This is a genomic window from Streptococcus henryi DSM 19005 (assembly GCF_000376985.1).
Taxonomy (GTDB): domain Bacteria; phylum Bacillota; class Bacilli; order Lactobacillales; family Streptococcaceae; genus Streptococcus; species Streptococcus henryi.
The window spans coordinates 223935-239594 of sequence record NZ_AQYA01000037.1 but is presented as its reverse complement, the minus strand read 5'-3'; the positions used below and the strand labels follow the sequence as shown (position 1 = coordinate 239594).

Sequence of the window (15660 nt, the reverse complement as noted above, 5' to 3'; positions counted from 1 at the left end):
AATAAAATCAAAAGCAGACGAGAAAGTGAGACAAAGGCAGTACTAGGGTAGGGCAAGTCGAAACTGACGTCTATCATTCTGATTTTAAAAGAGTATTAACACCATCATAATAAGCCTTGGAGTTAGGTACAAGTCAAGTAAAAAAACTATTTCCAAACTTGAGAAATTAAGGTATCACCTGGGTGGATTTCAATAATCTTTTTAATCGTTTCTTGTTTATCAAGGACCTCTGCTAAAACTGCTCCCACATCTGAAATTGCAATACGTGATAATCCTTGGTTATCGACAGAAATTTTGCCAGTGCCTTCTTCTTCTACAAGGGCTCCTGGTTGAATAATGGTATAATCCAATTGCGTTTGAGAAATCAGGTGGTTATCTGCAAAATACTTAGCAATATAATAATCAGTTAGACTATCCGGCCATTTCTCTGGAGTCAGGGAATAGAGAGCACTTAGCATGACAAAACGTTTGATTCCGACTTTCTCTGCCGCTTGCATAAGCTTAACAGCTCCATAAGCGTCTGTTTGAAGAAGGTCTTTTCCTCTTGATCCAGCAGCAAAAATAACAGCATCACATCCTTTGATGAGCTCTGCCATTCCCCCAACAGAAGCATGCAAATCAAGAATAACAGGGGTCACCTGTGGAAGAGCCACCACTGCCTCTGGGCGGCGTGCTCCTGCGATAATATCGTATCCTTTCTCAGATAGTTTTTTCAAGGTTTCGGTCGCTACTCGACCAGTACTTCCAGCTAGAAAAATTTTCATTTTTTATCCTTTCATTCTTTCAATTTATACTCAAAAAACTCAAGATTAGACAAGGCAAGTTGACAAAGGCATACCTGGAGGTAGGCGAGGAAGCCTAACGATCTATCATTTTGATTTTAAAAGAGTATTAGTGATCAAAATCTGTCAGTTGATAGAATGCAATTAACTCGTTCAACTTAAGATTGTATGATGTATCAGTCGCGTAAGTCCCAGTTAAAGCCGCAGTAGCTTCTTGGTAGTTCTGCGTCTGTGATTTATGTGTTGGGAGATAAAGAGGGTTCTGTAATAAGTTAGCATAATCTTGAAGGGAATCCGTAGGATTAGAGTAAGCTCTAAAAGGCGCGTCTATCGAATAGGTAGCTCCTGTCCCATCGTCTTCAAGCGTTGGAAAAATCACGGAATTCCCAAAATAATCGCCTTTGATACCAAAGTAATTATAGTAAGGAGGTTGACTGAGAGCTGATTGACCGTGATCTGATTCAAGGATAGCTTGTGCTATCATGACTGACGCATAGAGGTCATTTTCAGCAGCAATCTGACGTGCTGTCTCACCAATTGCATCAATAAAAGTCTCATTAGTTTGACTGTAGGATTCTTCAAGATACAAAGGAGCTGACTCTTGAGACAAACTATCATCAATCAAAAACCCCATCAAAATCCCCACAACTGAGATAGCTCCAATGGCAACCAGAACCCATTGTGGTAATTGCTTTTTCCGTTTTTTATAAGTGTATTTCTTCACTTTTCGTTTCTTATAACCTTTAGCCATTCCCCACAACTCCATATAAAAATCATATTCTCAGTATAACAAAATATTTTAAAAAATCTCTTATTTTACCTTATTTTTCAATCTTGAATACGTTTTGAAACCCTATTAAAAAGCGATGAAATAATCTAGAAAATAACTTTTTGCAAACATATTTACTAGTGAGAAGGGTGCCATAAAACAATAAAAAATCGAATAATTAAAGGATTCTTTATAGTAAGTTTTAGGACACTTCTTATACCCACTACTAAAATCAATATAACAAAAGGATGAAGCCGAACCCATTTTCTGAGCTCTGCTTCATCCTTGATATTATCGTCTATTAACACTCTTCATCACACGTTTAATATCGCGGTCCTGTTCACGGCGTTTGATAGATTCACGCTTATCGTAATCGTGTTTACCCTTGGCTAAACCAATCAAAACCTTGGCAAAACCATCTTTGATATAAACTTTAAGAGGAACTAGTGTCATACCTGTTCCCTTAAGTTCTCCCGCTAATTTCTCAATTTCTCTTTTTTTAAGAAGGAGCTTTCGTGTACGCTCTGGATCCTGATTCCAGATATTGCCTTGCTCAAAAGGAGAAATATGGACATTAACCAACCAGGCTTCACCATTCTTAATCTGGGCATAGCCATCCTTTAGCTGGATGCGAGCCGCACGAACAGACTTGATTTCAGTTCCTGTTAGGACAATGCCCGCCTCAATGGTGTCCACAATCGTATAATCATGGCGAGCTTTCTTGTTCTGGGCTACCACATTACCCTGACCTTTTACCATCTTCAAGATACCTCAGCCGACGCTAGCAAACAAAAGCGCCAACCTCAATCCTTTCATTTTTTCTTAGACTTTTTAGCCACACCCTTGTAGAAAGGTTTATTGGCCTTTTTCTTTTGGGAAATAGAGGATTTACTACTTCTCTTATCACGCGCTTTGCTGTCGCCACCCTTACCTGATTTGCTCTTCTTGTGGCTGCGCTTTCGAGTCGATTCTTTCGACTTCTCACGTTTTTTGCGTTCATCTCTAGGAGACTTTCCTCTATCTCTGCCACCCTTGGATTTTTTCTCAATGACATCATGTTCACTTGGAAGGTATTCAAAATCAATATCTCCAGTCTCCTTATCAGCCCTTACCAATTTGACCTTAATTGGTTGACCAACTCGGAAGACTTTGCCAGATTTTTCACCCTGCAGTGTCAGTGTTCGTTCATTGTAGTAGTAAAATTCTGGTAGATTTGTGACGTGAATAAGACCTTCAATGGTATTTGGTAATTCGATAAACATACCAAATTTAACAACACTTGAGATAACACCTTCAAACTCTTCACCAACAAATTCTTCCATGTATTCCGCTTTTTTCATGGCTTCAACAATGCGCTCTGCGTCAATGGCACGACGTTCTAAAGTTGAGCTCTGTGTGGCAATATCTGGAATAACTTGGGCAAAATGCTCTGCTATTTCTCCGCTATAATTGCTGTATTCACGGACCATACGGTGAACCAAGAGATCGGGATAGCGACGAATTGGGCTGGTAAAGTGGGTGTAAAACTCAGCAGCCAGACCGTAGTGACCGTGATTATTCTCAGAATAACGGGCTTGTTGCATGGAACGAAGCAACATGGTGTTGAGCACTTCTGCTCCAGGCTGTCCCTCAACATTAGCCATGAAACGTTGGAGGGCAGATTGGCTAATCTTATTAGCTGTCCCCTGAATTGGCACACCAAAAATTGAAGCATAATCCATAAACTTCTGCAGTTTTTCAGCCTTTGGCTCCTCATGGATACGGTAGATGAAAGGCAATTTCATGCGCGTGAAATGCTCAGCAACGCACTCGTTAGCAGCCAACATGAAGGATTCAATCATGCGCTCTGCTATTCCACGACTACGTAAAACCACATCAACCGGCATTCCCTTTTCATTAACAATAATCTTAGCTTCGGATGTGTCAAAGTTAAGGGCGCCACGTCTTAAACGCATATTTTCAAGAATCTTGTGAAGAGCCACCATGTGATGAATGGAATCCACAATCGGTGCGTATTGATCGATCAGTTCTTCATCACCAGCGATAATATCATTAACAGCTGTATAAGTCATTCTGAAACTTGTGTTGATAACAGATTGACAGATTTGATGGTTAACTACACGACCACTGCGATCAATCTCCATGATAGCTGATTGCGTCAAACGATCAACATTAGGATTAAGCGAGCAAATACCATTTGACAGGCGCTCTGGAAGCATTGGAACCACGCGGTCAGTTATATAAACGGAAGTACCGCGGTTAAGGGCTTCACGGTTAAGGGCTGAGCCTTCAGTAACATAATAGGATACATCGGCAATATGGACACCCAATTCAAAATTACCATTGTCCAAGAGCTTAATATGGACTGCATCATCAAGGTCCTTGGCATCAGCACCATCAATTGTAAAGGTGACTTCTTTACGCAAGTCCACGCGCCCTATTAAATCTTTTTCGCTTGGAGCATCAGGAATACTATTGGCCTCAGCTAGAACATCCTCTGGGAATTCAGAGACGATGTCAAGGGATTCCAAGACCTCAAGAACATCGATTCCAACATCTCCTTGATGTCCAACAATATCACGAACACTGGCAACAAAATAATCATGTCCACGAGTCGGATATTTTTCAATATCAACCTTGATAATTTCAGTTCCATCAAGGACAACAGGTTTTTTCTTGATGTAGATTTTTTGTTGGATTTTTTGATTTTTAGATTTGATATAACCAGCGTATTTGGGTCTATCGTCATCTAAGACAAATTTCCCAACTACTGTCTTCAAACTACGTTCGACAACATTAACAATTTTGGCTTCTGCTGCAGTTCCCTTGAGACGGTCTGCTGGTTTCTTAACAACTGCTTCTACTGTATCACCATCAATAGCATAGCCGGTATCGTTACGACCGATAAACATATCGTCTTCATTTTCGTCGATACTTAGGAAACCAAAACCTGCCTTATTAGCACGGAAGATACCTTGGATGGTAATCTGTTTCTTTTCTTCACTTTTTTTACGAAGAGCTAGGTTACCTGAATCATCAAAACGTAAGAGTCTTTGACTCTCCAACTTTGAAATGGCCTTAATGAGTTCAGGAAACTTTTTAGATCCTGCCATGTCTAGGCCAGCAGCCAAATCATTGACATTGGACTTACCATTCTCCTCTAAATATTTTATAATTTGTTCTTTCATTTTCTTATCACAAGGAAAATCTTTGTTTCCTTGCATTTCCTCTCGTATAAATCTGTGTGGAAAGTTTTACCATTTGTAGGAAAGCGGATATTTGTTTCTTTTATTCAAAAGTAATGCTCATGCTTATCATTTCTCGTGACTATTAATTTCGTGCACTATCTGAATATTGAAAATAAAAAAGAAGCTAGACCTAGTCTGTCCAGCTTACTTATTTACTTGATAAAATGGCAAGCGCTAAAGCAATAAGCAACCAGAAAAAGACTGCAATTGCTGTGAAACGTTGCATGAATGCTTCAAAGCCACGTGCTTTAGTACGTTCAAACAAAGCTTCTGAACCGCTGCTATCAAAGACATTGCTGCTTGGGTTTTTCTGTGGTTGCATGAAAATTGCAATAACAATAATCACAGACAAGATAAGCAATAAGGTCAATAGTAAGTTGTACATTTATTTTCTACCAAGAACATTGGAAAATCAAGTGCTTATACTCCTACATACCGTAGGTCAGCATCAAGGTTAGCTATATCTTCCAATCGGGTTCAATTCCTTTCCTCCACTATGGTCTTTAACATTCTAACATAAAAAGCCTTATGATTCAACATGTAAGGTTACTTTTCGTTCCTTTGGACAATACTTAGGCACTTGAATTTTATCAGGATGCGCACTCTTATTCTTGCTAGTTAGATAGTTCTTATTCCCACAGGAAGAACACTGTAAATTAATTTTAACTCTCACACGATTTCCTTAACCCTAATATATTTTTTTAAAGTAATGAAACTCCACAGTAGATTTGTGAAGACAATAAAACTGGTAGTGTAAAAAACAGAGCGATAACCTAGACCAGTAGCAACCGCAGATCCCACAAAGGGCCCTATCACTTGACCAAAGTTACTAAACATCTGATTGTAACTAAAAATTCTCGAAATCCCTTCTCTAGGTGTCATTTTTGTTAACAATGAATTAATACTCGGCATTAATGCTCCGGTACCAAAACCATAGAGAAATCTCAAGATTCCTAATTGCAATGGCGTTTGCGCTACCGCACATAACAAATACATGCTAAAGCTATAAAAGAGAGCAAGCAACAATAAACGGTGATTGCCAATCTTGTCTCCAATTTTCCCTAAGAAAGAACTTGATAACATACTTGAAAATCCCATGGCCGATACAATCAAACCAGCCACAAACATAAGATTCTCCCTTTGTCCCAAGTGCCGTATATAAAGAGACAGAATTGGAGCGACGGATTGAGCTGAAATCTGGATAATCATACTAGTTACAAATAATCCCAGTAAAATTTGCTTGTCTTTAACACGTGAGAAGACTTCTCGAGTTGTCAGCGCCTCAGACTTCTCTACAACTTGAAAATCCTCTTTAACATAAAAAACAGTCATCAAACTACAAATAAGTAAGATTGCCCCTACCAAAAGGAAGACTTGCCTTATCCCTAAAAATTCAGCAAGAACACCACCCATCAAGGGACCAATCAGTGAACCCGCAGTCACACCTGTCGCAAGAGTTCCAAGAGCATAGCCTGACCGATGCTTTGGTGCTTGACTGGCAATTAAAGCTGTTGAGTTAGGAACATAGCCTGCAAAAACACCATTCAAAATGCGTAGAGCCAACAACCAAAAAACATTGGGAACAAAGGCGAGACCACCCATTGTAAAAGTCATAACCAAGCTGGCCCGAATCATCATGGGCTTACGACCATATCTGTCCGCCAAACGCCCCCAAACAGGAGCAACCAAAGCTGAAGCTAAGGCTGAAAGTGATACTGCTAAACCAGCATACCACTCCACCTTAGACTTGGGAGCTCCTAATTCCTCCACATACAAAGCCATAAAGGGCATAACAAGTGAAAAGCTTGCCCCAGTAAAAAAATTACCAAGCCAAGCCACTCGTAAATTTTGCTGCCAATTAATTTCTGTAATTATCCGTTCAGAAATAAATCATCATCTTCTTTCCAGTTTTATTCCAAACCATTATAGCATAAATAATGCTTGATTTTAAAGAAATGAAGACTGAATTTAAGAAAGACTATCAATTAAAATATTAACTTGCCCCTTCAACTCATCAAGCTCTCCATTATTATCAATAACAACCGTCGCAAAAGGCAATTTCTCTTCCAGAGGCATTTGTGAAGCAATGCGCTGCTCCGCTTCCCTTTGACTATAGGCATTTCGAACCATCAAACGCTGAATTTGAACTTCAGGTTTAACTGCCACCAACCATATGGCATCAAACCAGTCCACATAATTTTGTTCAACTAAAAGTGGAATATCCATAAAGAAAATCTCTTCAGTCTCCTCCAGCTGCTTGCGCCTTTCTAACAACTCTTGACGAATAATTTCAGTCTGAATCTCTGCTGATTTAGCAAGATTGTCAGGAGATGAGAAAATCATCTCAGCAAGTTTGGGTCTATTCAAGTCACCATTTTCATCTAAGATAGCTGGTCCTAACCAAGCTACTAGTGCTTGATAAAGTTTCCCTCCATTAGCCTGTAAGTCATGTACAACTTGGTCAGCATCAACAATCTGAAAACCAGCTTTGCGAATTTCTTCAACAACTGTAGACTTGCCAGAGGCAATACCGCCTGTTATTCCAATAATTTTTGTCATCTTTTTTGACACTTGGGACAGAAATGACTGCCCCTTCCTCCCACTTGAATTTTTTGAATAGCTGTCTTGCAACGTGGACAAGGTTGGTCTGTCATGCCATAAACCTGCAAGTAATTCTGCATGGTCCCATTTTCACCCAAGGCATTTTGATAAGTGCGAATGGTGGAACCGCCCTTTTGGATTCCTAATTGCAAAATCCTGATGGTCTCATCATGAAGACGCTTGATTTCAGCCTTTTTGAGGCTGCCAGCCTGTCGTTCTGGATGAACTTTAGCTGCCCAAAGGACCTCATCTACATAGATATTACCTAAACCAGCGACCAATCTTTGCTCCAAGAGCAAGGGTTTTATCAACTTTTTAGAGGTCAGAACTCCTCTCTCAAAAGTCGCTAATTTAAAATCTTCCTTAGTTGGTTCAGGTCCAATCTTCTTTTGAATAAAAAAAGCGTCCACTTGATTTTTATCCAGTAAATCAAAGGTCCCAAACTTACGCACATCCTGATAAACCAAGGTCGAACCATCCTCTAAATGAAAGAAGACATGGAAATGCTTGTTTTCAGGAACTTGATCAGGAAAAAGGAGGTACTTGCCCTCCATCCGCAAATGGGAAATGATGACTTGCTCTTCAAGTTCTAACAAGAGATATTTACCACGACGCTTAATGGCTTGAAAAGACTGTCCCGGCAAAGCCAAAACAAAGTCATCACAACCTGTTTTAATCATCTTAGGCACACGCACATCAACAGATTTAATTCTTTCACCAAGAACCAAACGCTCCAAACCACGACGCACCGTCTCAACCTCAGGTAATTCCGGCATAAATTAAGATACTAAGCCGTTAAACGACTCAAAGAAAAATAGGAATCTTGACGAAGGTGATGAAACACCTAGAAAAGATTATCTTTTTTCACAGAGGCGTAGGCGTGTTCAATTCACACCCTTTGGCTTTCCTTTCTAACATAGTATTTTTAAATAGGGACGGGACCAGGCTGAGAAAAAAGTCCAAGCCTTTGTAATAAAGTTCGGAATATGACCAAGACGCAGTAGCCTAGTGGACAATACTTCGCTTTTCCAAAGCTCGAATTATCCTACTAGACCTTGCGGGGGTGGGACTACGAACTCTTTTTTATACTTGTCGAGTTCTGTCCCACTCCCAGTCACGTCATCTTTTTCACTAGCTTTTCGCTCGGGTTCAATTACGACCCTTACTCTATCTTTTCTAATCATTTTTTCAAACATAGGAGGTCATCAGAAATCCTGATTTCTGGAATGACCTATCTATTTTACACAGCCTTTAAGCTTAATAAAAATCAAAAGAAGACTAGGCGACGAGGCCGCAGATAGAACTGAAGTTCATCAAGGCGAGTCAACGAAGTATTGTTTTGATTTTTGAAGAGGCTAAGTTCGTGTTCAAAGTAACACGAACACATCCCCCTCCTTTCTTTATTATTTTATCATTGACGAAGGTGATGAAACACCTAGGAAAGATTATCTTTTTTCACAGAGTCCTAGGCGTGTTCAATTCACACCCTTTGGCTTTCCTTTCTTTTTCTTTATTAATTTCTTTTTTAGCAGGCCGCCTTATTTGGTAGATACGCAAGCAACCTCTTTCGGAGTTTCATTGTTAAGCTGAAAACCTAGAGTTTTTTCTCTTACCATAGCAGTGACTGTTGATGTCGTCCGCTTCGCTCACGAATCTTCTATTCTCATTATACAAAAAAAGCTGAACCAAGCCCAGCTTTAAAATCACATTGTTAATAAATAGCATCACCTGACTAAGAGACAGCCATAACGATAATCACTCATTGAGTTCATTCATTTTTTTAATGCCCAATATAGTTGCCGATATGCGACTTTCAGGTGCAAGGTTTGATAAAACGACTACAGCTGTTTTAGTCTCTGGATTAAAACCCAGGTAAGCATTATAATTCCCTGTTCCACCATTATGCCAGATGGTATTCTTTTCCTTATCAATGGCCCAAGCCATACCGATTTCATCTAACCGAATGCCCATTTTTTGATACTGCTCAGAAGTTGCATTGTTTTCTTTTAGACTTTGATGACTGTCCGAAATATAGCCTTGCTCATCCAGCTGCATTTGAGCATAAGTTAGCATATCTACAATATCAGAGGTAATTGCACCTGCTGATAAATAGGCATCCTGAGCTTTCCAGTCCCAATAGTTACCTAAATCACCATCTTGCTTGGAAATCTTGGTGTGAGACAAACCCAAATCATTTTGAATAAAGTCATTGAGCAGACTTTGATAGTCCTGACCATATACTTCTTCTAAAACCAGACCCAAGACAGCAAAGCCAAAGTTAGAATAAGAAAAGTTATAATCATTAGATTTCAATGATATGCGAGCAACTTTCTTTTGTAGCATCTCATCGCTAATGCCATAAAAAGGATTACGACCCGTCAGTGTATTGACTACCATTGGACTTTCAATATAGTGTGACTTATAGCCTGATGTATGGGTTAATAGCTCTTCTATGCTAGGATAGGTCTTACCTTCTGGTAAGTCGAGGTAGTCAGCAATACTAGCATGGAGTTCAATTTTATGCTCCCTGATGGCCTTAGCTATCAGAATGGCTGTAAATGTCTTAGTAATCGAACCAATCTCATAGATATGAGCCTCTTTAGGCAATACTTTTCCATCTTTGCCATAGACAGTGTAATCTAGCTTACCATCTTCAATAATCCCCACAGTAATGACCGCTTCCTCATTGCCCTTGGTTGTATAATCAAGAGCCTCCTCAAAAGACATGGCAGGTACTTTAGAAAGTTGATAATTACCGTAAAGCCTGAATCCAAGCATAGCAAGTAAAGATACATGAAGTCCGATAAGAAATACTTTTAGTATTCTTTTTTTATTAAGTTTTGACTTTTTAAACCCTTTGTTCATCCTTTACCTCCTACAACAAAACTGAGATACTGCACAGTCTTCTGAACAGATAACCTTCTAAGCTGATGTTACTTTAGGAAATCTTGTTTTTTGAATAATCTTTTCGTCAGGTAATGGTATAATCACTAAATCCAAGGAAACTATTATGTCCCCAGTTAATAACTTAATCAGAAAATTTTATCAATGTGAACAATAACATATCGTTTTATTTTTAATGTGGCATAAGATAGATGCGGAAACATTATTCCACAAAAAATCCTATCAATGTCCCATGGCAAAGCTGTTATTAAAATACTCAGCTAACATCAGGCGATGTTTGTCACTGACTGAATCCAGCTCTGCTATTTCCTCCTTAGAAAAGAAAGCAACTTTCAGAGTCTCTTCATTGTGGAAATTGCTGATGTCGAAGTCCTCTACAGCTCTGAATTCATATATCATAACAATGGTTTGGACTTTGTCTCCATTGGGATAGACTTCTTCGAAATTACTATAGACGTTTAGGAAGCGATTTACCTCTACTTTGATGCCAGTTTCTTCGAAAAATTCACGCTTGGCTGCATCGAGAGTCGATTCGCCTAATTCTACTGCACCCTCTTATGTCAAGAAAATGACGCACTTTTCTTTCATTTATTAGCCAGATTATATCATATTTCTTAACCACAAGAAAGAGACTTGTCAGACAAGCCTCCTCTTTCACGATTTATAGATTACCTTAAAGAAACCTAGACAATCTATCACTATCTTTTCAACGTGAGCTTCCACAATCTCTTTCGTCAATCCCTTAGTCGATAATTGAGGTTTCTGCTCTACTAATAGTTCTTTCTCTAAGCTTTTGACCTGCTCATCTATAGCTACTTTTTTATCGAGATAAACGTCTCTGCTTATCTGACAATCCTTATACTCTTGAAACAGTTCTAATTTTTGAGCTTTTAACCGCTCTATTTCACGTGGAATCTCAGTAATTGCTTTCAATTGAGCAGAAGATTCCAAATAACCTGACAAAGCTTCCAAAATAGATGCTTCAATTTTATCCGCACGACAAGAACTTATAGAATGTCCTTGCCCCTTGCAGTAGCCACAATAAAAATATCCAATTTGTCCTTTTTTACGTCGTAAAGACAGTCGATGTCCACAGTGTTCACAAAAAACGAAACTGGTAAAAATAGACTCTTCTGTCTTTTGTGACAAACTGCTAGACTGACTTCCCTGTCGAACTTTTCTTGCTTGTTGCGCTTGCTCAAAGACTTCTGCACTTACGATAGCTTCATGATTATTCTCAAGTCTCTCCCACTCCGATTCAGGTCGTCTGACGTGCTTTCCCCTAATATAGGTTCTGATATTAAAGAGATAAGTTCCCTTATAGGCTTCGTTTTTAAGAATCTGTCGAACGCTTCCCTTAGTCCAGACATTTCTGGTTTGTTCATCTGTCAGAATCATTGTCTTTCGATACCTAGCCTGACTGACCTGCATCTTGCGTTCAGCTGGAGTTATGGTCTGTTCTTGATTCAGAATCTGTGCGATTTTTTGATCTCCCATCCCCTCAATACTGAGACGAAATATCCGTCGTACAATTGGTGCAACCTCTTCATCAATGATAATCTTAAAGCGGTCTTCTGGATTTTTGAGATAACCAAAAGGTGGTAACCAACTCATATTTTTGCCTGAACGTTTCATAGTGTTCATAGCACTTTTGACCTTTTCTGAAACATCCTTAGCATAAAAATCATTCAATAAATTCCTAAAAGGAACATCTATCTCTAAACCATTCATTTCAGATGTCTTGCTATCATATTGATCATTTAAAGCAATAAAGCGTACTCCCAGAAAAGGAAAGATGTTCTCTAGGTAGTTGCCCAATTCCAGATAGTCTCGCATAAAGCGTGATAAATCTTTAACAATAATATGGCGAATAGTTCCTGACTTAACATCAGCCATCAACCGTTGGAAGGCAGGCCGATTAGTACTGGTCCCTGAAAAGCCATCATCCACAAATTCCTCCCGTTGAAAAGTTTGGAACTCTGGACTCTGATCCAGATAACGACTTAACAAGAGACGTTGATTGATAATGGAATTACTTTCGTCAGTATTTGCTTCGTCCACAGACAAACGGAGGTACAAAGCAATTTTAGGCATCCCAATCACCTCCCATCTGACAGGTAAAGGTTACCGTGACTTCTTTATCTCCACTGACTTCAATGCGTTCAATCACCGCTCTTAATAAGTCGGCCGTGATAACATCTACCTGTTGACAACTCACTAATGCTTTTAACCAAACAACCTGATGGTGATAGTCTTCCTCAACGTTACCAATAGCGTGTTCACAGTTAATCACTTCCAGAGAGAGCGTTTCAATCTTGGCTTGCTTATCTAATTTTTGAGCTAGATACCTTTCTTTGTCCAGTCCTGATAAGCGGTAAGAATCATACAAATCACTCAGGTCACTCTGTAACGAAGAAATGGCTTGACGATGTTGTTTGATTCGCCGTTGATAATCATTCTGTCGCTCCTCTTTGGTCGCTTGTAACCTCGGTAAAAGCTCTTCTAGCGTCCCCAAGCGTGTCATCTCAGCTTGAAGTAGCTTAGCAATAATCTTATCCAAAGCCACCTCACTGATGTAAACTGTTTGTTTTTCGGACTTATGACCGTCATTGACAGTATCCATAAAGTAATAATAATCGTAATCAGATTTCTGATTTGAAAAATGACGGCAATAGCGATACATCTGTTTGGAGTTACCTGTAGCGTAAATCAGTCCTTTGTAGCGATTCGATGTTTTTAGCTCTGTCCTCTTTTTTACACTATGTCTACTCTGAAGTGCTGAGAGGATTTTCTTAAATTCTGTCTGACTAATATAGGCTTCATGTGCCTGTTCTACTCGAATAAAATCAGCCTCTGTTAAGTGCTTATTCGTCCGACGTTGCATAAGACGACCTTGATAAACAGGATTTTTAATCAGTCGTAAAAGCGTTGAAGCTCTCCACTGTGGCGCATCAGTATCACTTTGATAGACCTGACCTGTGTAACGATAGGTCGTTGGGATGGAGACCTTCGATTGATTGAGGTAGCTCGTAACTTGTGCTACCGACTTACCTTCTAACAATTGATCAAAGACAGAATGAAGAATGGGGTTAACTACAGGATCTATGATGAGTTTTTTACCACCTTCTTGCTTCTCTAATTGGTAACCATAAGGCGCAAATCTTCCGATGAAATACCCTTGACTAGCTTGATGAATCACGTAGGAAGTGACCTTCTTTGAGATGTCCTTAGAGTATAAGTCGTTGACCAGATTTTTGATTTCAACTTCAAAAGATTTCTTCTCTTCCAAACCATGCAAGGTGTCTAGGTGGTCATTGATAGAGATGAAGCGAACACCTAAAAAGGGAAGGACCTTATCAATCAATCGTCCCATCTCGATGTAATCTCGTCCTAATCGTGATAAATCACGAATCAAGATACAATTGATGGTCCCTTTTTTAATATCCTCCATCATCTCTTGAAAAGCTGGGCGGTCAAACTGAGTCCCTGAATACTCATAGTCGATATAGGTTTTCACAACGGATAAACCATTTTCTTTGGCAAATGTCTTGGCTAATCTTTCTTGTGTACCAATGGATTGCGACTTGTTTCGCCAGCTTTCTGTTCGTTCCTTCGAGAGACGGACATAGATACCTGTTTGATAAGTTGATGATGTCCTTTTTTCGTCTGCTTCTAAACGATAGCGTTTTTTAGTACGAGCCATTAGAACACCTCCGTTTCAATGGTTGAAAACTGCTGGAGGATATTCATTTCTTCTAAATCATAAAAGACTGTGGTTAACTCTTGTCCCTCACCAATTTCAATACGATCCAATAGAGTGACTAAGGTCATTCGATTGAAAAATCCTTCTTTGGAGTCACTCAACTGCTTTAACCAGACATCACGTTTTTGTAATTTAAGATACAATTCCTGAGCCACCTGTTTTTTGTGATGAATCGTTTCTTCAACCTGTTTCAATTGTTGACGGTAATGGCTCTGAAACTCCTGATACTCTGACTCATTGATCAAACCATCATCCAGGTCTATAAAGAGAGTCTGAAGGAGATGTTCGTACTGCTTACGCTTAGCCACTAGTGAAGTAATGTCAATCTCCAAAAAGTGTTCTTTTTCAAATAATTTTGGAAGCTGTTCTATCAAAGCTGATTTCTTCACAAGATGTTGGTTAATCAGTTTTGATACCACCTGGTACAAGGTGTCTTGCTTGATGGTGTGCCGACTACAACCTTGTCCTTTATTATAAGTCCCACAAATATAACTAAAGCTGTCTTTATTTTGATAACGAACTTTTCGTTGAACCATCTGTGACTGACAATCTTGACAAAAGAGCAAGCCTGCAAATAAAGAGGGCTCCTTCTTGCCATGCTTCACATCACGCAGCAACAAGTTATTGGCAATGGTAAAGGTACTCTCTGAGATGATGCCCTCATGCGTGTTATCAACCCTAATCCAATCCTCTGGACAAACTTTGAGAGAGCGTTGCGATTTATAATTCAACTTGGTTTGTTTGCCTTGTTCCAAGGTTCCTGTATAAACTCTATTAGTAATAATACGATTGATCAGTTTAGCTTGCCATTGGTTACTTCCCCCAGAAAATCCTCGCAATTTTTCATGACAAGTTTTCTTATGTTGAAGAGGGGTCTCAATACCAACTTGATTGAGGTATCCCGCAATACGATTGGACGAGTAGCCCTCTAACTTGAGTGCAAAAATTTTCTCAATAGCCGGTCGGACGGCCTCATCAACCACTAAGTGATTGCGCTGGTGCTCATCTTTACGATAACCATAGGGCGCAAAAGCACCAATAAATTCTCCCTTTTGTCGTTTCGCCTTTTGCGTACTTCTAACTTTCGTGGAAATATCTCTACAATAGCTATCATTGATAAGACTCTTAATGGGCATTACTAAATGGGTTTCATTAGCATCTGCAGTCAAACTATCATAGTGATCATTGACAGAGATAAACCGGACACCCATAGCTGGAAATATCCTTTGGATATATTTTCCCGTTTCAATATAGTCTCTTCCAAATCGAGATAAGTCTTTAACAATGATGGTATCAATCGTTTTATTATTAATATTCTCCATCATACGATTGAAATCAGGGCGATTAAAGGTTAAGCCACTGATACCATCGTCCACAAATTCTTCTAAAATAGTAATGTCATGATTTCTAGCATAGTCACGTAACAGAGAGCGCTGATTGATAATTGAGTTACTTTCAACATTATCCCCATCATCACGTGATAACCGTAAATAAATACATGCATGTGCCATAATCTTCTCCTTAATCAGTTTTTAGGTGCTTACCGATTAAGGATTGAGGTTCTACACTTTTATTTTACATAATTTATGTGAA

13 protein-coding genes and 1 pseudogene are annotated in these 15660 nt (G+C 39.2%); all 14 read right to left on the bottom strand.

All coding sequences use genetic code 11. The features are described from left to right. Positions 1–146: 146 nt before the first annotated feature. On the bottom strand, positions 147–764 hold the full coding sequence (locus F601_RS0111200; RefSeq protein WP_018165772.1) for an SDR family oxidoreductase: 618 nt from the start codon (positions 762–764) through the stop codon (positions 147–149). Positions 765–891: 127 nt separating this feature from the next. Beyond that, the gene (locus F601_RS0111195) at positions 892–1533 is read right to left on the bottom strand and encodes a glucosaminidase domain-containing protein (RefSeq protein ID WP_018165771.1); all 642 of its coding nucleotides are present in this window, start codon (positions 1531–1533) and stop codon (positions 892–894) included. Between the two features lie 309 nt (positions 1534–1842). Further along, positions 1843–2310 (bottom strand): SsrA-binding protein SmpB, encoded by a 468-nt coding sequence (gene smpB, locus F601_RS0111190; protein WP_018165770.1) that lies wholly within the window; start codon positions 2308–2310, stop codon positions 1843–1845. A gap of 53 nt (positions 2311–2363) precedes the next feature. Next, positions 2364–4739: a ribonuclease R gene (gene rnr / locus F601_RS0111185; protein WP_026183205.1), complete on the bottom strand. Its 2376-nt coding sequence runs from the start codon at positions 4737–4739 to the stop codon at positions 2364–2366. 208 nt (positions 4740–4947) lie between these two features. Further along, positions 4948–5184: a preprotein translocase subunit SecG gene (secG, locus tag F601_RS0111180; RefSeq protein ID WP_018165768.1), complete on the bottom strand. Its 237-nt coding sequence runs from the start codon at positions 5182–5184 to the stop codon at positions 4948–4950. A 141-nt stretch (positions 5185–5325) separates the two neighbouring features. Beyond that, positions 5326–5472 (bottom strand): 50S ribosomal protein L33, encoded by a 147-nt coding sequence (rpmG, locus tag F601_RS12970; protein ID WP_074486299.1) that lies wholly within the window; start codon positions 5470–5472, stop codon positions 5326–5328. Beyond that, on the bottom strand, positions 5469–6662 hold the full coding sequence (locus tag F601_RS0111175; RefSeq protein WP_155979170.1) for a multidrug efflux MFS transporter: 1194 nt from the start codon (positions 6660–6662) through the stop codon (positions 5469–5471). Before F601_RS0111175 ends, rpmG begins: the two co-directional genes overlap by 4 nt. 105 nt (positions 6663–6767) lie before the next feature. Further along, a complete protein-coding gene (gene coaE / locus F601_RS0111170) occupies positions 6768–7358 on the bottom strand; it encodes a dephospho-CoA kinase (RefSeq protein WP_018165766.1) in 591 nt (196 codons plus the stop codon). Continuing rightward, positions 7355–8176 (bottom strand): DNA-formamidopyrimidine glycosylase, encoded by an 822-nt coding sequence (mutM, locus tag F601_RS0111165; RefSeq protein ID WP_018165765.1) that lies wholly within the window; start codon positions 8174–8176, stop codon positions 7355–7357. The genes coaE and mutM overlap by 4 nt, the downstream gene beginning before the upstream one ends. A 979-nt stretch (positions 8177–9155) precedes the next feature. After that, a complete protein-coding gene (locus F601_RS0111155; protein ID WP_018165763.1) occupies positions 9156–10265 on the bottom strand; it encodes a serine hydrolase domain-containing protein in 1110 nt (369 codons plus the stop codon). A gap of 261 nt (positions 10266–10526) precedes the next feature. After that, positions 10527–10856, bottom strand: a pseudogene (locus F601_RS12585) (NUDIX domain-containing protein); the annotation flags it as partial. Positions 10857–10958: 102 nt separating this feature from the next. After that, a complete protein-coding gene (locus F601_RS0111145) occupies positions 10959–12398 on the bottom strand; it encodes a recombinase family protein (RefSeq protein ID WP_018165761.1) in 1440 nt (479 codons plus the stop codon). Further along, entirely contained in the window at positions 12391–14007 is a 1617-nt protein-coding gene (locus F601_RS0111140) for a recombinase family protein (RefSeq protein ID WP_018165760.1), read from the bottom strand. Before F601_RS0111140 ends, F601_RS0111145 begins: the two co-directional genes overlap by 8 nt. Then, positions 14007–15578: a recombinase family protein gene (locus F601_RS0111135; RefSeq protein WP_018165759.1), complete on the bottom strand. Its 1572-nt coding sequence runs from the start codon at positions 15576–15578 to the stop codon at positions 14007–14009. Before F601_RS0111135 ends, F601_RS0111140 begins: the two co-directional genes overlap by 1 nt. Positions 15579–15660 lie beyond the last annotated feature (82 nt).